The 23,092-nt window shown below is 31.1% G+C and carries 26 protein-coding genes and 1 tRNA gene; 18 read left to right on the forward strand and 9 right to left on the reverse strand.

Annotation, left to right across the window (positions count from 1 at the left end):
- Positions 1-52: 52 nt before the first annotated feature.
- Complete coding sequence (locus N4T77_RS03630) at positions 53-781, reverse strand: NAD-dependent protein deacylase (protein WP_261670386.1); 729 nt, start codon at positions 779-781, stop codon at positions 53-55.
- 107 nt (positions 782-888) lie between these two features.
- Here N4T77_RS03630 and N4T77_RS03635 point away from each other — a divergent pair.
- A tRNA-Cys gene (locus N4T77_RS03635) sits at positions 889-962 on the forward strand.
- A gap of 67 nt (positions 963-1,029) precedes the next feature.
- Here the strand turns inward: N4T77_RS03635 and N4T77_RS03640 are convergent.
- From N4T77_RS03640 to N4T77_RS03650, 3 genes are all read right to left on the reverse strand, one after another.
- Positions 1,030-1,947, reverse strand: a complete 918-nt coding sequence (locus N4T77_RS03640; RefSeq protein WP_261670387.1) for an LD-carboxypeptidase — start codon at positions 1,945-1,947, stop codon at positions 1,030-1,032.
- A gap of 18 nt (positions 1,948-1,965) precedes the next feature.
- Positions 1,966-2,907 carry a magnesium transporter CorA family protein gene (locus tag N4T77_RS03645; protein WP_261670388.1) on the reverse strand — a complete coding sequence of 314 codons (942 nt, stop codon included), beginning with the start codon at positions 2,905-2,907 and terminating at the stop codon, positions 1,966-1,968.
- A gap of 132 nt (positions 2,908-3,039) precedes the next feature.
- Positions 3,040-4,206: a M20 family peptidase gene (locus N4T77_RS03650; RefSeq protein WP_261670389.1), complete on the reverse strand. Its 1,167-nt coding sequence runs from the start codon at positions 4,204-4,206 to the stop codon at positions 3,040-3,042.
- A gap of 205 nt (positions 4,207-4,411) precedes the next feature.
- Between N4T77_RS03650 and N4T77_RS03655 the strand changes: the two genes are divergently transcribed.
- The 14 genes from N4T77_RS03655 to N4T77_RS03720 all read left to right on the forward strand — a co-directional run bounded on the left by N4T77_RS03655 (position 4,412) and on the right by N4T77_RS03720 (position 16,283).
- Entirely contained in the window at positions 4,412-5,998 is a 1,587-nt protein-coding gene (locus N4T77_RS03655) for a cell wall-binding repeat-containing protein (RefSeq protein WP_261670390.1), read from the forward strand.
- A 143-nt stretch (positions 5,999-6,141) separates the two neighbouring features.
- Positions 6,142-6,354: a sigma factor G inhibitor Gin gene (locus N4T77_RS03660; RefSeq protein ID WP_261670391.1), complete on the forward strand. Its 213-nt coding sequence runs from the start codon at positions 6,142-6,144 to the stop codon at positions 6,352-6,354.
- A complete protein-coding gene (locus tag N4T77_RS03665; protein WP_261670392.1) occupies positions 6,333-7,817 on the forward strand; it encodes an aminotransferase class I/II-fold pyridoxal phosphate-dependent enzyme in 1,485 nt (494 codons plus the stop codon). Before N4T77_RS03660 ends, N4T77_RS03665 begins: the two co-directional genes overlap by 22 nt.
- An 80-nt stretch (positions 7,818-7,897) precedes the next feature.
- Positions 7,898-8,587 (forward strand): deoxynucleoside kinase, encoded by a 690-nt coding sequence (locus N4T77_RS03670; protein WP_261670393.1) that lies wholly within the window; start codon positions 7,898-7,900, stop codon positions 8,585-8,587.
- A gap of 168 nt (positions 8,588-8,755) precedes the next feature.
- Positions 8,756-9,085 carry a cyclic-di-AMP receptor gene (locus N4T77_RS03675; RefSeq protein WP_261670394.1) on the forward strand — a complete coding sequence of 110 codons (330 nt, stop codon included), beginning with the start codon at positions 8,756-8,758 and terminating at the stop codon, positions 9,083-9,085.
- Positions 9,086-9,101: 16 nt separating this feature from the next.
- Complete coding sequence (locus N4T77_RS03680; RefSeq protein WP_261670395.1) at positions 9,102-10,046, forward strand: DNA polymerase III subunit delta'; 945 nt, start codon at positions 9,102-9,104, stop codon at positions 10,044-10,046.
- A gap of 1 nt (position 10,047) precedes the next feature.
- Positions 10,048-10,962, forward strand: coding sequence for a stage 0 sporulation family protein (locus N4T77_RS03685; RefSeq protein WP_261670396.1), 915 nt, complete (start codon positions 10,048-10,050; stop codon positions 10,960-10,962).
- 11 nt (positions 10,963-10,973) lie between these two features.
- On the forward strand, positions 10,974-11,177 hold the full coding sequence (locus tag N4T77_RS03690) for a heavy-metal-associated domain-containing protein (protein WP_261670397.1): 204 nt from the start codon (positions 10,974-10,976) through the stop codon (positions 11,175-11,177).
- An 81-nt stretch (positions 11,178-11,258) separates the two neighbouring features.
- Entirely contained in the window at positions 11,259-11,429 is a 171-nt protein-coding gene (locus N4T77_RS03695; RefSeq protein ID WP_261670398.1) for a DUF362 domain-containing protein, read from the forward strand.
- Positions 11,430-11,624: 195 nt separating this feature from the next.
- Complete coding sequence (locus N4T77_RS03700) at positions 11,625-12,419, forward strand: flagellar motor protein (protein ID WP_261670399.1); 795 nt, start codon at positions 11,625-11,627, stop codon at positions 12,417-12,419.
- Positions 12,416-13,183 carry a flagellar motor protein MotB gene (locus tag N4T77_RS03705; RefSeq protein ID WP_261670400.1) on the forward strand — a complete coding sequence of 256 codons (768 nt, stop codon included), beginning with the start codon at positions 12,416-12,418 and terminating at the stop codon, positions 13,181-13,183. The genes N4T77_RS03700 and N4T77_RS03705 overlap by 4 nt, the downstream gene beginning before the upstream one ends.
- Before the next feature lie 162 nt (positions 13,184-13,345).
- On the forward strand, positions 13,346-14,086 hold the full coding sequence (locus N4T77_RS03710) for a tRNA1(Val) (adenine(37)-N6)-methyltransferase (protein ID WP_261670401.1): 741 nt from the start codon (positions 13,346-13,348) through the stop codon (positions 14,084-14,086).
- A 27-nt stretch (positions 14,087-14,113) separates the two neighbouring features.
- Positions 14,114-14,959 (forward strand): 16S rRNA (cytidine(1402)-2'-O)-methyltransferase, encoded by an 846-nt coding sequence (gene rsmI / locus N4T77_RS03715; protein ID WP_261670402.1) that lies wholly within the window; start codon positions 14,114-14,116, stop codon positions 14,957-14,959.
- A gap of 259 nt (positions 14,960-15,218) precedes the next feature.
- On the forward strand, positions 15,219-16,283 hold the full coding sequence (locus tag N4T77_RS03720) for an NlpC/P60 family protein (RefSeq protein WP_261670403.1): 1,065 nt from the start codon (positions 15,219-15,221) through the stop codon (positions 16,281-16,283).
- A gap of 234 nt (positions 16,284-16,517) precedes the next feature.
- On the opposite strand, the gene N4T77_RS03725 is transcribed toward N4T77_RS03720, so the two are convergent.
- A complete protein-coding gene (locus tag N4T77_RS03725) occupies positions 16,518-16,763 on the reverse strand; it encodes an AbrB/MazE/SpoVT family DNA-binding domain-containing protein (RefSeq protein WP_261670404.1) in 246 nt (81 codons plus the stop codon).
- Positions 16,764-17,481: 718 nt separating this feature from the next.
- Here N4T77_RS03725 and fsa point away from each other — a divergent pair.
- The gene (gene fsa / locus N4T77_RS03730) at positions 17,482-18,126 is read left to right on the forward strand and encodes a fructose-6-phosphate aldolase (RefSeq protein ID WP_261670405.1); all 645 of its coding nucleotides are present in this window, start codon (positions 17,482-17,484) and stop codon (positions 18,124-18,126) included.
- Between the two features lie 454 nt (positions 18,127-18,580).
- Here the strand turns inward: fsa and N4T77_RS03735 are convergent, their stop codons facing one another.
- From N4T77_RS03735 to N4T77_RS03745, 3 genes are read right to left on the reverse strand one after another with little or no spacing between them, the layout of a single operon-like run.
- Positions 18,581-19,234, reverse strand: a complete 654-nt coding sequence (locus N4T77_RS03735) for a DUF1292 domain-containing protein (RefSeq protein ID WP_261670406.1) — start codon at positions 19,232-19,234, stop codon at positions 18,581-18,583.
- Positions 19,235-19,249: 15 nt separating this feature from the next.
- Positions 19,250-19,894, reverse strand: a complete 645-nt coding sequence (locus N4T77_RS03740) for a PspA/IM30 family protein (RefSeq protein ID WP_261670407.1) — start codon at positions 19,892-19,894, stop codon at positions 19,250-19,252.
- A gap of 16 nt (positions 19,895-19,910) precedes the next feature.
- Complete coding sequence (locus N4T77_RS03745; protein ID WP_261670408.1) at positions 19,911-20,087, reverse strand: hypothetical protein; 177 nt, start codon at positions 20,085-20,087, stop codon at positions 19,911-19,913.
- Between the two features lie 91 nt (positions 20,088-20,178).
- On the opposite strand from N4T77_RS03745, the gene N4T77_RS03750 reads away from it, so the two are divergent.
- Complete coding sequence (locus N4T77_RS03750; protein ID WP_261670409.1) at positions 20,179-20,481, forward strand: hypothetical protein; 303 nt, start codon at positions 20,179-20,181, stop codon at positions 20,479-20,481.
- A 505-nt stretch (positions 20,482-20,986) separates the two neighbouring features.
- Positions 20,987-21,538 (forward strand): DUF1836 domain-containing protein, encoded by a 552-nt coding sequence (locus tag N4T77_RS03755; protein WP_261670669.1) that lies wholly within the window; start codon positions 20,987-20,989, stop codon positions 21,536-21,538.
- A 58-nt stretch (positions 21,539-21,596) separates the two neighbouring features.
- Here the strand turns inward: N4T77_RS03755 and ispF are convergent, their stop codons facing one another.
- Complete coding sequence (gene ispF, locus N4T77_RS03760; RefSeq protein ID WP_261670410.1) at positions 21,597-22,079, reverse strand: 2-C-methyl-D-erythritol 2,4-cyclodiphosphate synthase; 483 nt, start codon at positions 22,077-22,079, stop codon at positions 21,597-21,599.
- Positions 22,080-23,092: the final 1,013 nt, after the last annotated feature.

A 23,092-nucleotide genomic window follows, 5' to 3' on the forward strand; every position in this document is an offset into this window, starting at 1 on the left:
TAACGTTAAAGACACTAAGTATTAATACTTAGTGTCTTTATTATATTAACGATTATAATATAACCTCGCTAAAAACTTTCCCTATACTGTCGTTAATAATTATATCTGCTTTATTATCATAAGATGTTGAAGACTTGTTTATTAGAATTAACTTTTTTCCTTTAAAATAATCTACTAAGCCAGCAGCTGGATAAACCACAAGAGAAGTACCTCCAACAATGAGTATTTCAGCACTTTTAATAAATCTAATAGAACTCTCTAGCACATCCATATCGAGGCTTTCTTCGTAGAGAATTACATCTGGTTTTACTATACCACCACATATATCACATCTTGGAACTATTGATTCACTATTAATAATATGATCTAGACTATATGACTTACCACATTTCATGCAATGGTTTCTATGTATAGAACCGTGTAATTCTAGTACATTTTTTGAACCAGAACATTGATGTAGGCCATCAATATTTTGAGTTATTATAGCTTTTAGCTTACCTAGTTTCTCCAAGTGAGATAAAACAAAATGTGCTGAATTAGGTTTTGCTTCTTTATATATCATTTTTGTTCTGTAAAAGCTAAAAAAGTCTTCAGTATGAGAATTAAAGAAACTTCGACTTAACATAACTTCTGGTGGGTATGAAAGATTGTTTTTAGTTTTATATAACCCAGCCTCAGATCTAAAATCGGGAATAGAGGACTCTGTAGACACTCCGGCACCACCAAAAAAGACGATGTTATTACTTTCTTTAAGGATAGAATTTAAATTTGAATAAATCATAAAATCACCTCATTAATAATTATATCATATATTAATTATATGCAAAAAAATATTGACAATATTGAATAAAGATGATATTATGTAAGAGCATTAGATGTTAAGATTATGGCGCTATAGCCAAGTGGTAAGGCAGAGGTCTGCAAAACCTTTATCCCCAGTTCAAATCTGGGTGGCGCCTCCATAAGAAGACACCTCACAATTTGTGAGGTGTTTTTCTATTTAACAAACAAAATAAGCTATTTTAGTTACTATTCTACTACTGCTTCTAGTACTTCTATTACTCTCTTTTTGCAGTTTATTTTAACTCTTGCACCGATAGGTAATGTTAGTTTTGGGTAAGAGTGTCCAGATTGAATATTGGTTAGTACCGGAATACCTAATGATAAGATTCTATCTTCAATTACTTCCTGCAGGGTTAAGCTTCTTTCATAGTGAGGAAGCCTACAGTTAGTAAATTGACCGAGTATTATACCGGCACATTTTTGTAGTTTTTCTGATAAAAGAAGTTGAGTTAGCATTCTATCGATTTTATAGGGTTGCTCTCCTACTTCTTCTATAAATAAGATTTTGTCATTAGTATCTATTTCAAAGGGAGTTCCTAGAGTACTGCAAATCAAAGAAAGATTACCTCCAACCAATTGTCCTATGGCATGAGTTTTATCAATACCTATTGTTGCTATTCGCTTAGGATTTTTTATTATAAATGGTTTGTAACCGAGCATTAAAGTGTCGAGAAAGCTTTTAATGGTAGGCTCATCATAAAAGTTAGAATTACACATAGGTGAATGAAAGGTTGTTAACTGGCATTTCTGTACGATGCTATTTAATAACGTAGTTATATCGCTAAAACCTGCAAATATTTTAGGATTCTTCTTTATAATGTCAAAGTCTATAAGAGGGAGGATTCTCATGGAACCATATCCTCCTCTTACACATAAAATCATATCTATATCTTTGTCTAAGAACATATTCATAAGGTCTTCTGCTCTGTCATTATCAGTACCAGCAAGATACCCTAATTTATCATATATATGTTTTCCTTTTTTAATTTTAAAGCCTAAAGATTCAAAAACTTTAATACTTTCCTTTATTTTTTCTGGGTTTTCAGGACCAGCTGGAGAAACAAGTCCAATTGTATCTCCTTTTTCCAATCTTTTAGCTATCAATTTATCACACCCTTATGATTAGAATAGATCTTTTTTACGAAGTATAGCTATTGAAACTAAGCATATTATTCCGGTTAAGCCGTAAATAATCCAAAATGCCAAGGGGCTATTACTAAAAGGTATTCCGTTAACATTCATACCAAAGGAACCAAAGATTATATTCGGTATAGACATTACTATAGTTAGGGAAGCAAGAAGTTTCATCACAATATTTAAGTTATTTGATATTATAGACGCAAAGGCATCCATAGTTCCACTTAAAATATTGCTATATATATTGGCCATTTCGATAGCCTGTTTATTCTCTATTATTACATCCTCAAGTATATCTTGGTCTTCAGGATACTTCTGTAGCAGCTCTAATTTAAGCATTTTTTCTAAAGTAATTTCATTTGATTTTAAAGATGTAGAAAAGTAAACTAGTGACTTTTCTAAAGATAGCAGTTGAATGAGTTCTTTGTTTCTCATGGACTTATGAAGTCTTTGCTCAATCATAACACTTTTTTTATCTATTTGTCTTAGATATAGTAAATAATAGCTTGCAATTCTATAGAGTATTTGTAGTATAAATCTAGAGCGTTTAAATGTAAAAAAAGACTTTACCTTTCTATCTATAAAATCAGTAAGAATTTTACTATTTTTTAAGCATACTGTTATTATAGTCGATTCTGTGTGAATAATTGCCAAAGGATATGAGTCATAGGTTAAAGTGTTTTCCTCCATCTCTGTAAAGGGTATATCAACAATTACAAGCAAATTATTATCTTCCATATCTATACGAGATGTTTCCTCTTCATCTAATGCTGCTCTTAAGAACTCAAGGGAGACTCCTACCTTTTTAGATATTATAAGCAGGTCTTCATCTGAAGGGGCTACGATGTTAATCCAACAACCAGGTTCTATAGTATCTAGAGATTGTAGCGTGCCTAGCTCATCTACAGTTTTATATATTGAAATCATATTTTCCTCCTAAGTAACTTCAGTTTAATCACTAGTTATATTATATATTATGAAAATAATTTCTGTATATACTAACTTAAGTTTTCATTTCTTAATCAGTATTTTAAATCATTCATAAAACAAAAAAAGAGACTAAACAGTCTCTTTTTTGTTGTTAAAAAATTCAGTTTTAACTTGACTAAGCAATGACTCATTCTCACTTAGGTCAAAGCCGGTTAAAGCAAGCGCCTGAGCAGTTTTCATAACTCTATCCTGTGCAAAATCAGATACTGTAGCCTTTGCAAACTCAGAAGATGAATAGGGAACTTTATTATCTTCTGTAATAGAAATATAAGGATGTATGCAGGGTACTACCTGGCTTACTGTACCTAGACTTAATCCGGAATTTGTATCCTTAGGAGGCGCTATTTCTATTATGCCGCTTTCCTTTAAGTTGTGAGAAAATATTCTAGATAGAACTTTATTAGGAACAAGTTCATCATAAGGCAATTCATATAAGCATATGTCAGATTCTATCTCCATTATGCTGCTTGTAATCTTAACAAGCTCTCTTAATTTTTTTTCTATGTTGCAGGCTGCATTCATTTTTGGAGCTCTAATATAAAACTTTGATTCTGTTTCTGATGGTAAAAGATATGGCGAACTTCCACCTCTTAATATAACCCCGTCAATTGAAGTATCTTCTTCAAATCCTTTAGAAAGTAGTTCCAATGTGTTAAAGGTAAAAAGGCATGCATCTAAAGCAGAATGGCCCTTTGATTTTCTATAAGCAAATCCTTCTTTACTTTTATAAGTTATTTTAATAGGAACAATGGCCATAGAGCTGCCACTTTCAGCTGTTATTACATCAGGATGAGCCATAAGTACTACATCAATATCATTAAAAGTACCCTGCTTTGTCATAGTAACTTTTGAACTTCCAAGAAATTCACCTGGGCAACCTATAACTATGACACTACCATTAATTTTGGGCACAACCTTAGATAAGGATATTGCAGCCCCTAGAGATATAGCTGATATAAGATTATGGCCTACAATGTGTCCTTCCTTATCTATGGCATCATACTCACAAAGATAGCAAATTTTTGGGTGACCTGTACCATATTGAGCATAAAAGGCTGTTGGTATCTCAAGATAATTTTCCGTTACTTTAAAGTTATTTTTTTTAAGCATATTTACTATATAATTACAAGCTTTATATTCCTGAAAACTTTTTTCAGGATTTTCATAAAGATATTTAGATAAATCAAATATTTCATCTTTTAGCATACTTAAGTGAGTTACTATCTCTTGTTTCATACATATACCTCCGATAGGTTTATAATAAGAAAAACATATAGTTTATATGTTTCTGTTGAAAATATTACCAAAAAATATTAAAATTAAGTATGTAACTTAATAATATAATGCCAAATCACAATACTTACCTAAGAAATCTATTAAATGAGGAGTGGTTATTATAAACAATAAATTCATACTAAAGAATACTTTTAAGGTTTTACTTTTGCTTCTATTTATTATTAGCACTACATCAGAGGTTTATGCACAGGGAAAGTATGAACGAATAGGTGGATCTGATAGATATGAAACTTCTATAAAGATATCACAGAATTTTAGTGATAAGTCTGAATATGCAATTCTGGTATCTGGAGAAAACTTCCCAGATGCTTTATGTGCAAGTCCCCTTTCGAAAAAGTATAATGCGCCTATAATGCTGACAACAGAAAAGAAGCTAGAGGATAGAGTAGCACAACAGCTTAGGAACTATGGCACTACTAGAGTTTTTATTATAGGACAATCTATATCAAAGGATGTAGAGGATAGTTTAAGTAATATGGGAATAGAGTATGTGAGGATAGGAGGAAAGGATAGGTACGAGACAGCTGTCTTGGTAGCAGATTACGTAGGGATAAAAGATAAAGTATTTTTAGTTTCAGGAGAAGGATATCCAGATGCATTATCTATCGCACCTATTGCTGCTTCTATGGACACTCCTATCATTCTTGTAAATAAGGATTATGTCCCAGATTCAGTTAAAGACTCACTAGCTGATAAGGATATTCAGTATACTTATATAATAGGATCTGAAGGGTCTATAAGTGATAATGTAAAATCTCAGTTTACAAATGCAGAAAGGATATCAGGAGAGGACAGATATAGCACGAATCTTGCGGTTATAAGTAGGTTTAAGGATTCATTAAATATGGAAAATATATATTTAGCTTCAGCACTTAGTTTCCCGGATTCTCTTTCTGGAGCTGCTTTGGCACAAAAAAATAGATCTCCGTTGATCTTAGTAAGTGAATATATAAGTGAAAGTCAGCAAAATGACATTAAAAATATTTTGGCTTCTGCAAAAAATACTTATGTATTAGGTTTAGAAGGAGCAGTTTCTCTAAAATCACTTTATTTAGTTGGGCTTGAGGATAAGCTGCCAGAACCACCTAAGTCTGAAAGTCCAAAACCTACAGGACCTCAAGCACCAGAATGGACAAGCTCTTTTAATGTAATGAATGCAGGAGAAACTGAGAGAGTTTATATAAAAAGCGCACCGAGTTCATATGCTTCTAATATTGCATCAACCTATGGAAGCCTTTCAGAGGTAAAAATATTGGATAGCAAAGATGGATATTATTATGTGGAAATACTAGATTATGATACCTTGAATAATGTAAAGGGGTATGTATCTGCTTCTAAGGTTACTACGGTAACGCCATCAGGGCCTTATAACATACTTGTAGACAAGAGTAAACAAAGGGTGTATATATTCAATGGACAAACCCTTGATAAGGAGTTTGTGTGCTCTACAGGAAAAGATGAAACACCAACTCCATCAGGTAGGTTTTTAGTAGGAGGTAAAGGTAAGCTTTTCTACGCCTCTTCAAACAGCATATGTTACTATTGGACAAGGCTTGATAATAACTACCTTTTCCATAGCGCTATTTACGATTTAAATGGATATGTTGTAGAATCAGAATATGAGAAATTAGGCTCAAAGGCATCTCATGGGTGCATAAGGCTTCCTTATAATGATGCAAAATGGATTTATGATAATGTTCCACAGGGAACATTAGTAACAATAAAAGATTAATATTTGAATTATTACCTCAGTATAAAATTATACTGAGGTAAATTTATTTATGTGGACAAAATAAGTTTATGGAAGCAGTTGAATATTATATATTATGAGAGGCAATAATTTAAGGTATTAGAAATTAATAAGGGGGATATTAAATGAAAAAACAGGGATGTATTATATGTGGGAAGCCTCTAAATAATGGTATAATGATATATGGAAGAGGAATTTGCAGATGCTGTGAAGGCAGAATGATTAATGTAAATGAAGAAACAGATTTTTACATTTACTATAAAGAATGTATTAAAAAGGCTATAGTTCAAGCTGTTATAAGAGGAGAGGAAATAAGTTGTCAAAATTACCGATTTTAGAAGGTGTTTTAAAATACATTAGAGAAAATAATATACCGTTTGCTATGCCAGGACATAAAAAAGGAAGAGGTTTTTTTAATACTCCAATTGGTAGGGAGTTTGCTACTAACCTCTTGAATTTTGATATTACAGAAGTAGAAGGGGTAGACAATCTTCACAATGCTGAAGGTATAATAAAAGAGTCATCAGAGTTATTAAGCTCTTTTTATGGAAGTAAAAAGTCTTATTTTTTAGTCAATGGCAGTACCTCTGGAAACTTAGCTATGATATTCAGTAGTTTCAATGAAGGAGATAAGGTACTAGTTGAGAGAAACTGCCATAGGTCTATCTTTAATGCTATAATAATGAGAAAATTAAAACCTATATATATTCAAAATGTAATAAGTGAGAGACTAAATGCTCCTCTATCAATAGACTTGGAGCATTTTTTACAGGTTTTAGATAATAACAAGGATGCAAAAGGAATAATAATTACATATCCTAATTACTATGGAATATGTACTAATTTAGAATACATAATTAATATAGCGAAAAAGTATAAGATAAAGGTATTAGTTGATTCAGCTCATGGTTGTCACTTTGGGGTACATAAAGAGCTTCCTGAAAGTGCTGTTAGACTAGGGGCTGATATGGTAGTTATGAGTGCTCATAAAACACTTTCAAGCTTGACTCAAACAGCTTACTTGCATATAAATAATGGACAAGATATAGAAAAAGCGGACTTTTATGTTAGTTCTTTTTCGAGCACCAGTCCTTCATATATGTTTCTATGTGCTATGGATTATGCAAGGTTTTATCTAGAAAGGTATGGGCTAAAAGAATATGAAAGACTCATAAGTATCTGTGATTATTATAAGAATAAAATAAATGAGATAAATGGCATATATATAGTCAATAAGGAAGATATAGATAATTTTAATAGAGAGATTGTAGATAAAAGGTATAAAGCTTCAGGTAACTTTAGTAATCATATAAAAACAATTTGGAATATAGATACTACTAGATATGTAATTAATCTAGAAAGAGGCTATAGCGGTCATTTACTTTCAAAGTATTTAAGACAGCTTGGAATTCAAGCTGAAATGAGTGATAGTTCTAATGTTGTATTAATCTTTTCACCTTTTAATGAAGAGTACGAGTTTAAAAGATTATATGAGGTTTTAAAAACATGTGATTTAAGTAAGCTAAAGCAAAAGAATCTAAGTTTACTTGATTACAATATTCCTGAGATGGTTATGTTGCCCTTTGAAGTTATGAGTAAAGAAAAGACGCATATTGATCTAAAAGATTGTCTAGGCAGAATTAGTGCATCAAGTATTGTGCCTTACCCACCAGGTATTCCTATTCTAACTGCAGGGGAATTAATTGATAAGGATTCTTTAGAGGTTATTAATTATTATAAAAATAGTGGTATAGATGTATTGGGATTAAAAAATGATAAGATAGAAGTAATTGATAATTAAGACACAAGAAGATTTAATTATGTAACAAATAATTAGGTATAGATATGAAACTATTCTATATTTTACGGAGGATAATTAATATGAGTTTATCAAAAGGAAGAGTCATAGTTATAGAAGGTTGTGATGGAAGTGGAAAAGCAACTCAGACAAAGAAGTTATATGAAAGGCTTGAAAAAGAGAGGTATAAAGTAAAAAAAATAGAGTATCCAAACTATGAAAGTGATTCCTCTGCCTTAGTAAAAATGTATCTCAACGGAGATTTTGGAAGTAGTCCAGAGGATGTAAGTGCCTATGTAGCTTCTACGTTTTATGCAGTAGACAGATTTGCATCCTACAAAAGGGAGTGGAAGGATTTCTACGAAAATGGGGGAATAGTTATAGCAGACAGATATACCACTGCTAATATGGTACATCAGGCTTCTAAAATTAATGATACAAAAGAAAAAACAAAATTCTTAGATTGGCTCTGGGATTTTGAATTTAGAATTTTTGCATTACCAGTTCCGGATTGCGTATTCTTTTTAGATATGCCGCCTGAGTACAGTAGGGAACTTATGCATGAGAGGGCTAACAAAATAACAGGACATAGTGATAAGGATATACATGAGAAAGATTTTAAGTACTTGGTTCATTCATATAATAACTCTTGCGATATATCTGATAGATATCATTGGAAAAGAGTTAGGTGTGTAGAAAAGGAAAGATTAAAATCCGTTGAAGAAATACATCATGAAATATATAGGGAAGTTAAGGATATGATATCAGGTTAATAAGGTCTTAGGGACCTTATATATAGTGCCTAGATAACTATATTGAGTTGTTATATAAATATTAAGGCTATAGAGGATATAGTAAAATAGAATAAATTAACATATAATACATTTAAGTATTAAGTTTAGGGTTAAGTACTAGGGTATAGTAAAAGGGAGATGAGTTGTATGAAGTTAATTATAGCAATTGTCCAAGATGATGATTCTGGAGATTTAATAAATACTTTAACAGAGTCAGGGTTTAGGGTAACAAAACTTGCAACCACAGGAGGATTTTTAAAGGCTGGTAATACTACGCTTATGATAGGAGTGGAAGACGCTGCTGTAGATAGAGTCATATCTCAAATACAAGAGGTTTGTAAGGTAAGAGATGAAATTATGACTGCACCATCACCAATAGTAGGCTCCACAGGAGCATATGTGCCTTATCCTGTAGAAATAGAGGTTGGAGGAGCAACTATATTTGTAGTAGATGTAGATAGATTTATAAAAATTTAGATGGAGGCGTTAACAAGTGAACTTTAATAACATAGTAGGGCATGAAAAGATAAGATGTCAGATAACCCAATCTATAGATAGTGGAAGATTTTCACATGCCTATGTTATTGCAGGTGAAGATGGCATTGGAAAAAGTCTTATTGCCAGGGAAATTGCTATAAGGCTTTTAGGAAAAAATGAGGATAAACAGTACGTAGATGTAGTAGAGTTTACAATGTTAAAGGATAAAAAATCTATAGGTATTGATGAAATAAAGAAAATAATACAAGAAACTAATAAAAAACCTTATGAAGGTGATAAAAAGATAATTATATTATATAAAGCAGATAAAATGACAGAAGCAGCTCAAAATGCGTTTTTGAAAACTATTGAAGAGCCTCCGAAGGGAATTTTTATAATATTGCTTTGTGAGAAATTAGAGAATATTTTGGACACAATAAAGTCAAGATGTCAAATCTATAAACTGAATAGATTAAGTGAAAAGGAAATCCTAATATTTTTAACTAATAAGTATAAGAACTTATCAGAAGACGAAATAAAGGTTATTGGTGCATTTAGTGATGGGGTTCCAGGAAGAGCTGAGCGGTTTATAGAAGATAAGTCCTTAATGGAGATAAGAGATACTGTAGTAGATATATTAAAGGAATGCAGTAGAGATGCCTTAGATACATCCAACAAATACTCAGAATTTCTTCTAAAGTATAAAAATGAGTGGCAAGAGGTTTTAACTTGTTTTTTATCTTATATAAGAGATGCTTTAATTTATAAAGAAATAGGAAATAGGGAATTAATAATAAATATTGATAAGATAAAGGAAATAAAAGATATAGCAGAAATGTTTTCATTTAACAAGCTAAATGGTATTATTAATATTATTAAGGATACTAGAAACAAGCTAGATAGAAATGTTAATTCAACGCTAGTTTTTGATTCTATGTTGGTGAAACTTCAGGAGGTATAGTATGATAACAGTTGTAGGTGTGCGTTTTAAGAAGGCCGGTAAAATATATTATTTTTCACCAGGTGAGCTAGAGGTTAAAGACAATAGTAACGTAATAGTAGAGACTGCTAGGGGTATAGAATTTGGAGAATGTGTTATAGCACCTAAGCAAATAGATGAAAGTGAAATAGTATCTCCTCTAAAGAGTGTTATAAGAATAGCAACAGAAGAGGATGTAGAGAGGCATACAGAAAATAAAGCAAAAGAAAAGGAAGCTTTCCAAGTATGCTTGGAAAAAATTCAACAGCATGGTCTAAAGATGAAGCTTATAGATGTAGAATATACATTTGATAATAATAAAGTTATATTTTATTTTACTGCAGATGGAAGAGTAGATTTTAGAGAACTTGTTAAAGACTTAGCATCTATTTTTAGAACAAGAATTGAGTTAAGACAAATAGGAGTAAGAGATGAAGCTAAGATGATAGGGGGACTTGGTCCTTGTGGAAGAACTCTTTGTTGTTCAACCTTCTTGGGGGATTTTGCACCTGTATCTATAAAAATGGCTAAAGAACAGAATTTATCACTAAACCCAACTAAAATTTCAGGAATATGTGGAAGACTTATGTGCTGCTTAAATTATGAGCAGGAAACCTATGAACATATTAGGAAAAAGATGCCGAAGGTGGATTCTGTTGTTCAGACTCCGGATGGAAGAGCTGTAGTAATTTCAAATTCAGTAGTAAAAGAAAGTGCAAAGGTCAGAATAAAAACTGAAGAAGGTGAAGAAGTAATTAAGGAAGTATCTATACATGATATGGATCTAATTTCTGGAGGATATGAAGGAAGTATAAGTGAAGATGAAATTAAAATCGATGTTGAACCTGAAGACGCAGAAGATGCAGATATAATTAAGGAATTATTTAAAGAGAACTAAGGAGGTAAAGTATGAAATCTGTATTTAAAATTTGTAATATGCACACCTCTGAAGATATTAATAAAATAAGAAGAGCAATTTCAAATAATGAGGGAGTAGTAGCTTGTCAGATTAGTAAGGAAAAAGGTGAAGTAAGTATTATATACGATGACTATTTTGTAACTAGCGAGGTTTTACTGCAATCTATAGAGGATTTGGGGTACGCAGTGATATAAAATTAACTTTAAAAGTTAGTGTAAACGTGGTAAAATATAAATTAGATGCTTGTCATCTAAATTTATAAGGAGGTGTTACATATGGCATATAAAATCGAAGATTCATGTGTAAGCTGTGGAGCATGCGCTTCAGAATGCCCAGTTGATGCTATAAGCCAAGGAGATACTTTATTTGTTATAGATGCAGATACTTGTATCGATTGCGGAAACTGTGCTAATGTTTGCCCAGTAGGAGCACCAGTTCAAGAATAATTAAAAAATAAAAAGGCTGCCTATGGCAGCTTTTTTATTTTTATAAGGTTTTACTAAAATAAATTTGCATAGATATAGTAATTTATATATAACATAAATATATAATATTGTATAAAGATTACAATAATTTTAACGAATATTTATATAGAAACGAGAAGGCCTTCTTAAAGAAGAATTTATTGAATGGAGGTAATTATGGATATATCAGTTATTATATTTATCATCTTGGGCTTAGCATCCCTAATAGGTGGTTTTTTACTAGAGGGGGGACATGCAGCAGCTCTTTTAGCAGGAACTGCAGCTATGATAGTTTTTGGAGGAACCGTTGGAGCAGTGGGACTAGCTTTCCCAGCAGAAACCTTAAAGAGACTTCCGGGGATTTTTAAAGTGCTTTTCAATCCGAGAAAATCAGATTTACCATCTTTGGTAGCATATTTTAAGGATGTATCCTATAAAACAAGAAAAAATGGATTACTGAGCTTAGAAGGAGAAATAACAAGTGACCCTAATTTAGATCCTTTTATAAGAAAGGGGTTACAATTAGTTGTTGATGGTGTAGATCCTCAAGCAGTTAGAAGTATATTAGAATTAGAATTAGAATCAACATCAGAAAGACATAGAGAGGGATCGGCAGTATTTGATCAAGCAGGTGGCTTTGCACCAACAATGGGTATTATAGGAACAGTTATGGGTTTAGTTCATGTTCTAGGTAATTTAAGTGATCCTAGTTCTCTTGGTCCTAAGATAGCGGTTGCATTTATAGCCACACTATATGGAGTTGCGTCAGCCAACCTTTTATGGCTACCTATAGGTCATAGGCTGAAAGCAGCAGATGAAAAAGAGATCAAGGAAAAGACCCTAATAATTGAAGGAATATTATATATTCAAGAGGGAATAAATCCAAACACTATAGCAGAAAAGCTTAAGGGATTCTTAAATAAACAGGAGTTATCAAAATTTGAAGGAATGGGTGGTAAGACTGAGCTATGAAGAGAAAACCGGAAAAACCAGAGAATCATGAGAGATGGCTTCTTACTTACTCTGACCTAATAACCTTATTGATGATATTTTTTGTAATAATGTATGCTATGAGCAATGTAGATGCAGCAAAATATAAACAAATGTCTGAATCCTTAAAGGTTGCAATGGGAGGAGGAAAAACTATAATAGGAAATGAAGATGCAATAAGTGTGTCTGAAGATAGTGATAAAGTTACTGAAGATATTGAGGCTAAAGGTGAAAGAGCTAAGTTAGAGCAGGTAAAGTCCCAAGTAGATAGGTATCTTGAACAAAATGGAATGAAGGATAGTGTAACTACTAAGATTGATGAGAGAGGGCTTGTAGTAAGTTTAAATGATACTGTATTTTTTGATATTGGAACAGCGGAAATAAAGCCAGAGTCTCAAAAAAGAATTATTGAAATAGGAAAAATATTAAATCAGATTGATAACTATATTAGAATTGAAGGTCATACAGATAACATACCTATAAGAAATAGCCAATACTCCTCAAATTGGCAGTTATCCTCAGTAAGAGCTGCTAATGCTACAGAGTTTCTTATTGCTAATTGTGGAATAGTCCCTGAGAGATTTTCATCAGTTGGTTATGGTGAATATAGGCCGATTCTAGATAACGCTACAGAAGAAGGAAGAGCTAGAAATAGAAGAGTGGATATAATAATAGTAAGTAGTAAATTTAATAAGATAGAAAACAATGGCTCAGGAAGTAATCCTGTACTTGATAATAAAAAATAGCTAAAAAGCCTTAAGATTGACGATAATCTTAAGGTTTTTTAGCTATTGACTTATACAAAGTAAGAGGCCTTATGCTAGTGAATTTGACAATTATAAGTACATAAATGATAATTAAGTATAATTAGGGTAATAATTAGAAATGAAGCGAGGTTGTTAGTTATTATGAATAAAGATTTTTTAGGAGATGAAGAAACATTAGATGATTTACAACTAAAAGGAATTCATGTTATACAAAAAAAAGATGCTTTTAGGTTTGGGGTAGATGCAGTACTTTTGGCTAACTTCCCAAAGATAAAAAAAGGGGCAAAAGTTATAGACTTATGCAGTGGTACCGGCATAATTCCTTTTATAATAGCAGGTAAAACAGAAGCAGCAAATATTATAGGAATAGAAATACAAGATGATATGGTTGATATGGCTCAAAGGTCAGTTAAGCTTAATAAATTAGGAGATAGAATAGGGTTTATAAACAGAGACTTAAAAGATATAGAGTTCCTTAAAGGGCTGCCAAAAGTAGATATAGTAACAGTAAATCCTCCATACAAGCTTAAAAACTCTGGGATCATAAATCCTAATGATAAAAATGCTATTGCAAGACATGAAATATGTTGTACATTAGAAGATGTGATTAAAGGAGTCAAAGCTGTACTAAAGGATAATGGGCGGATGTACATGATACATAGACCAGATAGATTGGCAGATATTATATGTACTATGAGAAAGCATAAGATAGAACCTAAGCTTATAAAAATGATTCACCCAAATATTAAAAAAGCACCTACTATGGTTCTGATTGAAGGTCAAAATCATGGGGGGACTTTTTTAAAGTGGGAAGCACCTTTGTATATATATAATCTTGATGGAAGTTATACTGATGAATTAAATGAGATATATGGTAGATAAAACATTGAATAATGGAGGGTTAACAAAATGAGTAGTGGCAAGTTGTACTTAGTACCAACTCCTATAGGGAATTTAAAAGATATAACATTAAGAGCACTTGAAGTGCTAAATTCAGTAGATTTAATAGCAGCAGAAGATACAAGGCAAAGTATTAAGCTATTGAATCACTTTAACATAAAAAAGTCCCTTATAAGTTATCATCAACATAATGAACAGGGTAAGAGTGAAAATTTATTAGAAAGACTTAGAGAGGGAAAAAACATAGCTTTAGTAAGCGATGCTGGAACTCCTGGCATATCAGATCCTGGAAGCTTGATAGTTTCAAAATGTATAGAGGAAAATATAGAGTTTGAGGTATTAACAGGTGCAACTGCTGTAACTACAGCATTAGTGTATTCAGGTCTTGATACTACTAAATTTATATTTAGAGGATTTCTACCTAGGGAAAACAAGGATAGAAGGTTTGTTATAGAGGAATTGAGGGATAGAAAAGAAACATTAATTTTTTATGAAGCTCCACACAGACTAAAAGACTCTCTCTATTTTTTAAAAGAGAATCTTGGAAATCGAAAAATAGCAATTTGCAGAGAACTTACTAAATTACATGAGCAAATATTAAGATGTACTTTAGATGAAGCAATAGAATATTATGAAGAAAAAAGTGTAAAAGGTGAAATTGTTATCGTTATTGAAGGAAAGACAGAAGAAGAAATAGCTAATGAGCAAATGGCAAAGTGGAACAGTTTAACTGTAGAGCAGCACATTAAAATGTATATAGAAGACGGTTTAAGTAAGAAGGAAGCGGTAAAAAAGGTAGCTAAGGATAGGAAGTTATCAAAATCTGATATATATAAGTATTCTATTGATATATAGATAATAAGTACTTATATATTAATTAAGTAAGTTAATTTTAGCACAGGTATCTATATTATTAAAATACTTGTGCTAAATGTTGTTGAATTTAATAGTATGATTGTGTATTTCTATTATTTTGGAAAACATTATCATTTAAATATTGAGGTTTTATGTATTTTAATGATATAATAGAAATAATTAGGTTGTTTATAGATGATTTAATTTAAGGATTACTTAAATAACATAAATAGGGCTTTGATATAGGGAGGTAGAGAGTGTGAAAAAAAAGATGTTATCTGCTATCATAGCGTTAACTTTAGCGGTATCAACAAGCGGAATGGCACTAGCAGCACCAGCTAATAGTGGATCTACTTCATTAAAACAAGTTCAGAATCAGAGACAGGAACTTGAAATAAAAGTAGAGAAGTTAGATAGTCAGATTATTGCTGTGATGAAGCAAATAGATGACAACAAGAGCAACATTAACAAGATAGGCAAGGAAATAAAAAAGACCCAGGAAGAATTAGGGAAGGCTGAAGATAATATAAAAGGTCAGCAGAACCTGTTTAGCAAAAGAGTAAGGGCCATGTACATAAATGGGGTAGACAGTTACCTAAATGTAGTTCTAGAGGCAGATAATTTAGGGGATCTTATTTCAAGAGTTGAAAATGTAAAAAAGGTAGTAAATTATGATAATAATATAGTAAATGATTTAAAAAGTAAAAAAGCTGCCATAGCTGATAGAAAACAAGAGCTAAATAACCAGAATAATAAACTATTATCCCTAAAAAAAGATAATGAAAGTAAGTTGTCCAAGCTAAATATTGATAAATCAAATCAAACGAAGCTTATATCAGACTTGAAAGATAAGGAAAAAATATTAGCACTAAGAGATACAGCAACTACTAATCTTGTTACATCTGCCCAAAACAGAGTTCAACAGGTTAGAGATGCAGCTCCTAGAATCTCGAGAGGGACAAGCTCTACAACTGCTGCCTCATCTGATTCTATAGTTGCCTATGCTTCAAACTTTTTAGGAACTCCATATCAGTGGGGGGGCAATGGACCAAACAGTTTTGACTGTTCTGGTTTTACTAGCTACGTTTATTCTCATTTTGGTATAGGTTTACCAAGAATTGCTTCAGATCAGCAAGGTGTTGGTACTTCAGTATCAAGGGATCAACTACAGCCTGGAGATTTAGTTTTCTTTGGTTCACCAGCTACTCATGTAGGTATATATGTTGGAAACAACTGCTATATTCACGCGCCTAGAACAGGAGATGTAGTTAAAATATCACCATTAAATAGATCAGACTATAGTGGAGCTAGAAGAGTAAGATAACTGATTATATAATTACTAGTGTAACGACAATTAAGTGTTACGATTTAATATAGGACTTAATAATAGAAAATGATAACCTTAGGTATAGAAGCCACATAGGGGGTTGTCTTACAATGCATATTTACGTATTGTAGGACAACCCTTATTTTATAAATAGTGTTTTAATAAAGAAAAAGCCCACATATAATCATGTGGGTAAAAAGGTGTGTTGTTTATTTTTATATGTATATCGACTTATTTATCGCCCTTTAATTCATTTAAGCAATTTTTGCAGATGTTTTTTCCTTTGTAGTTTACAACATCTCTTGCATCTCCACAGAAGATACATGCTGGTTCATATTTTTTTAATATGATTTGCTCACCATCAACATATATTTCTAATGCATCTTTTTCTGCAATATCTAAAGTTCTTCTTAACTCTATAGGAATAACTATTCTTCCTAGTTCGTCTACTCTTCTTACAACACCAGTTGATTTCATTTAAAATTCCTCCTCTAACTCCACAATTCGACATATTTACAATTAAATAGTAACAAATTTGTCAGTAAAAGTCAATATAATTTTACAGTCAAATTTACAATTTTCTTAACAAATTCCATCTATAGTTAATATACTACCAAAATATACAAATGTCAATATATTTTATGGGACAATACATTTTTTTACTATGCCAGATAATGTTGATATATCAATGTCTTTAATGTTAGTATATATCTTTTTACATATGAATGCTATTGAAAATACTTGGAAGATATTTGAGAAATAAAATAGTAATTAAATGGATAATAAATTATTAAATGTCGAAATACTAAAGTTTTTTTAAAATAGATTAAGATCAACACTTTATAAATTAAGATATATAATTATAATATCGTTGAATTTAAAGGTATTTATTCAATTTATTAACATATATTCATCAAACAATATACATAATATGTGAAAATTTAAGAATCTATAAACTCTATTGTGAAAAATAAGGAAATTTTATTTAGGTATTTTAAAATTAAAATACAGCAAAATAATTAGTAGGTAATGGACCACACTAAACGTTATTTAACTAAGCTATTTGCAAGCTTTAAAACAGAATGCTAAATAAGAGATTTTGTATAAATCACATAAAGTTAATATTTGGGTTATATAAATAGTATCCAATATGGTATAATGTTAGTTACAATAAATAGTATTGGGGGAATATAGTATGAAATTTTTTATTGATACCGCTAATGTTGACGAAATAAAAAGAGTTGCTAAGTGGGGAGTATTAGATGGTGTAACTACTAATCCATCCCTAATTGCTAAGGAAGGTAGAGATCTTAAAGACGTAGTTCAAGAAATTTGCTCAATAGTTGATGGTCCAATAAGTGCAGAAGTTATAAGTTTAGAATCCGATAAAATGGTTGAAGAAGCTAGAGAGCTTGTAAAAATTCATAATAATATAGTTATAAAAATACCGATGTGTGAAGAAGGTCTTAAGGCTGTTTCTATTCTAGCTAGTGAAGGTATAAGAACTAATGTTACATTAATATTTTCTGCGCAGCAGGCGTTACTTGCTGCTAAAGCAGGCGCTAGCTTTGTAAGCCCATTTATGGGAAGATTAGATGACATAGGAAGTAATGGACTTACAGTAATTCAAGATATATCTCAGATTTTTGATTTTTATGGTTTGGATACAGAAATAATAGCAGCAAGTATAAGAACTCCTATTCATGTTTTAGAGTGTGCAAAAGCAGGTGCTCATATTTCAACAATACCTTATAAGGTACTAATGCAAATGCTTAAACATCCACTAACTGATGCAGGTATAGAAAAGTTCTTAGAGGATTATAACAAGTCACAAAAATAGTTAAGGGCTACCCTATGGTGTATAAATGTACACTATAGGGTGGCTCTTTTAGTTGCATATTAAAGCTATTGTTTCAAAAATCTATTTTTTACTCCTTAATATTAAATAAATATATTGTATAAACAAATAAAAATTTTTTGTAATAGGTAAGATTAACATGAAAAATGAAAGTTACATAAACATATTTGGACAAAAAAATTCAATGTTATTAACAGGTATAGTTATCCACAGTGTGAATAAAGTTTTATAAATTTCTGTTAAAGCAAATGTTATCAAAGCCCATAGGTTATCCACAGATTTTGTTAGTAAATCCACAAAATCTGTGGACAAGTTAATAAAGGTGTTCAAAGTTAGCCATTTTGAATATAAATAATGAGCCAAAATCATTTTTTTGAATGGTGTATATTGTTGAAAAAAAGGACTTGTAGCAACAAGTCCTTATATTAATGCTATATTAAGTTTCTATATTTTGAAATGTTGAAACTATAAAGTCAAATTCTTCTGCGTCAGTAATTTCACCGTAGTTATCTTCAGAAATACCAGGGTAATAGTGAAGTATAAATTTTTCTTTTGATACAATATTTTCTAGTATAATATACTTTCTGTTTAGTTGGACATCCTGAAGAGTTGCAAGAACAATATATTTATCACTTTCACCTGTATTATTGTTAGTTAAGTTTAATAAAAAGTTGTCATGCTTTGTTACATTTATTTTCCCATGATCACAGTAAGCTATACGAGAATGACTTTTGCAACCAAGACAGCTATCAAATTTGCACATAGCTGTACAATTCAAGCATTTACAGTGGCTACATTTTTCTAGTTGAGATAGTGCTTCTAGGTTATCCTTCTTAAAGCTCTTTATCAAATCTATATATTTGTCATCATTAAGCTTTGAAAAGAAACCACTTTTTTTTACTTGAAGCTCTGCTGCTTCAATAGAGTCTATATATTTTTTCAAAGTTGAAACTCTAGATACAAACTTTCTGTTTTTCAGACAATCTTTTTCGAGAAAAGGAGAAATGTTATCTATTGCATAATTTATATCTACATAAATTTTACCATATTTATCTTTCTCACCTTTCAAAAAGTCTTCAGTTCTACCCATAGTACCCCCCTAGTCCTATTTATACTTATTTAACTCTTCATCAAGATTTACTTCTTTTAATTTTTCAAGCTCTTTTTCCAAAGAATTATCTTCCCTTAGATCTTGAAGACCTTCAGCTAAGGATTCTTTCTTTTGTATTTTTCTTTCTATGTCGTCTAAGTTTATTTTATTACTTCCAGTATCAACATTTGCTAAAATTTCATTTACTTTTTTGCTAGCTTCAGCATTATTGTATCGTGCAGCAGCTTCATCCCTGTAAGTTCTAGTTTTGTCTATTTCTTCTTGAAGATCTCTTAGCTTAAGCTTTATTGATTCGGCTTTTTTGCGAGCATCTTCGTAACTAGTACTTAATGAATTATAAGTTTTATCAGCTTCTAATTTTTTTGCAAGAGCCTTTTTTGCCAACTCTTCGTTTCCTTTGCTCATTGCAAACTTAACATTTTCTTCGAATTCTTGAGAGGTTCTTTTAGCCTCATCCATTTTCTTTTCTATTTCGTGAACGTTTCCAAGAATTTGAGCTGAAGAAAGTTTTGCTTTATTTAAGCTTTCCTCCATATCTCTTATTTTTTGGTCTAATAACTCGATTGGATTTTCTGCCTCGTCTAAAGCAGAATTCACCTTTGATCTAAAAATGTTAGAAACTCTTTTAAATAATCCCATAAAATATCCTCCTTAATTATCTTCTTCTATATTTTTTTATTAATTTAATGATAACTACAATAATAATAATAAGAATTATAAGCTCTACCACTGAAGCTATAATGTTTCCCATAAGACTTTGCCCGCCATAGCCTGCACCTGACCCATAGTAATTATTACTATGTCCCCATGGTATAGGGATTGGAATTGGCAAAAAGGATCTTTTACTTCCGCTATTATAATTCTTAGGTGGTGATGTATTAGTATTTGATTCAGATTTAACCCCTCCGGAAGATGATTTTGGTGTGTTTGAAAAGCTTCCAGACTTAAAGTCTCCTGAAGAGGATTTTGGTGCACTTGTAGAAGTACCAGAATTAACTGTCTTTGAGGATGAATTTGATGTAGTGTTGGAAGTATTAGACTTAGTCTCTCCGGAAGAGGACTTCGGTGTATTAGAAAAACTTCCAGACTTAAAATCTCCTCCAGAAGATTTAGGTGCAGAAGTAGAACTTCCTGAAGAGGATTTAGGACTAGAAAAACTTCCAGACTTAAAGCTGCTTCCAGAGCTCTTGCTACTAGAACTACGACTTCCTCCACCCTTTGCATAAACAGTAGCAGAATTATTGGTACATCCCATAAAATTCCTTAACTCAGGAGTAATAATGTCCACAGATATAAAAAGAAAAGCAAGCAGTAGACATATGAAAAACCGTTTTTTATTAATTTTAATCGCCCCCCAAAATAAAGAGAAATAATTTTCTTTCTTTATTATATGTTAGCATATTATCCTTAGTTATAGGTTAAAAATAATATTAAGTTTTCATTTATTAGCTTATGAATATATTATATAGTATAACATACTATATAACAATATTTAGATTAACTCATTTTAGGAGATTTAACACGATTTGCTTTCAAAGAGTTACTAAATCTTTCAATAGCTCATTATTCCTTATTATTTTGTCTAATTGTACTACATTAGTTTATAATATTTAACTTGTAAAGGGTTTATTCATAACTTATAATGTTAATATAATATATTTGTAGAAGGAGATTATAAAATTGACTAAGAGAAAGTTTAGTATTGAGTATATAAATGAAACAGCAAAAGAAATGTCAAAGAATACTATAGTTCCTTATGATGATTTACCTAGATATGATTTATTTCTATCACAAGTAATAGATTACTTAAATGATAAATTCGAAGGTGATAAATATACTAATAATATAGTGCAAAATTATATTAAAAACGAAGTTATATCTAAGCCTGAGGATGGTAAGAAAAGAGGTTATACTAAAGTACACTTAGCTCAGCTTGTACTTCTAAGTTATATGAGACCTATATTAACAACTGAGGAGATAAAAAGTGTGTTTCATCTAGCTTTTAATGAAATAAATAATGGTGATGATGACATTATATCTTGGGAAAAAGCTTATAAGATTTTCTCTGATATCCAGGAAGATAGCTTTGAGGATATTCTAGCAAGAGAGCATTTTAATGAAGAACGACTACAAAATATAATTAAGGAAATGGATTTAGAGTCGAAGGATCAAGAGAGAATATTAGTATTTTTCGCTGTTATGTCCTTGATATGTCAAGCCAGTGCAATAAAAAGATTAGTTCAACACATTGTTAATAGTTATGATAAAGAAAGTATGTCATAAATGTTGGTTTATGTATTATAAAACACCCCTTTAACCTAGCAGCTAAAGGGGTGTTTTACTATTTAGAGATTATGGAATTAAGCAAGCAGATGCTTTGAGCTGCGATGCCTTCCTCTTTACCGGTAAAGCCAAGGCCCTCTTCGGTAGTAGCCTTTACACTAATCATATCTATGTTAATATTAAGGGCTTCCGAGATGTTTCTTCTCATATCATATATGTAAGGCGCTAGTTTAGGTTTTTGAGCTATTATAGTAGAATCTATATTTCCTATCTCGTAGCCATTATCAGCTATAAGACTAGATACCTTTTTAAGCAAGTAAAGGCTAGAGATGTTTTTATAGTTTGTATCTGTATCCGGAAAGTGATAGCCTATATCACCTAAAGCTAAAGCACCAAGCAGGCTGTCCATTATAGCATGAATTAAAACATCAGCATCTGAGTGACCTAGCAATCCTTTCACATGGGGAATAGTTACTCCACCTATTATCATAGGCCTATCCTCAACAAGTTTGTGTACATCATATCCAATTCCTACTCTCATAAACAAAATCCTCCTGAGTTTTTTATTTATATTTTAACATGAAGTGATATAGATTATATAAGAATTCAACACATTGAGCTTGTTAAATATGATTTGTTTTAAATATAACAAAAAAGGTGCTGCGCTAGCACCTAGGATATCCCTTTGTTGTAATATATAATTTTTTTGTCGCTATCTGGGTCAGGGGTAGAAGGAGGAGTATGAGAGCTAAATAGGTTTTTTAACCTCTTTTTTATTAATGAAAGGAATGATTCTTTTTTATCTTTTTTATTTTTATTAAAATCTACATAAATGATTTTACTAACCATAAACAGCCCTACCTTTCATAATATAAATCTTCCTAATAAAATAATAGCACAAAACAGTTGGAATTTTAAGAAAATTATAGAAATAATTTGACTTTTATGTATATTTTTTATATCAAATTTAAATGTACTAGTCTATAAGAGCAGGTATCTTATAACTTATAATGAACTCCATTAGAGAAAATATGTATTAAGCTTAAAAGTCATAAAGGGATAATAAAGTTTGGGGACAGGAGTCCCCAGAATAAAGTTAAAGGAAAAAAGGTTAAAGGCATATAAAGAAAGGGCGTATTATTTAAATGAGCTTTACATCTTTATAGCTAATAATATTATATGTATGTAAGGTAAAATTGGTTAAACTAAATAAGTTAAAAATTCATATAAACAGCAGTACACCAGTTAAATAAAAATACCGTATAAAATAATCTGATTTACGACAGCATATTCTCGAAAGATATAGGATAATAAAGAATTATTATATGAAATAGAAAGTGTGGAAAATAATATACATTATCCACATGTTGTCCACAAAATTGTGGATAATGTGTATAATAAGTGATGTTAAATATGGATAATTAGCAAATATGTGACGGAATATTCAGACAAGTATATTATTCAACATAAATTTCACAAGTTATAAACAGGCAAACTGTGGATAATGTGAATAAGTTTATTTAAGTTAGATATTGAAGATATAACCAACTTAAA

Source organism: Clostridium sp. CX1, assembly GCF_025398335.1.
Classification (GTDB): domain Bacteria; phylum Bacillota; class Clostridia; order Clostridiales; family Clostridiaceae; genus Clostridium_AM; species Clostridium_AM tanneri.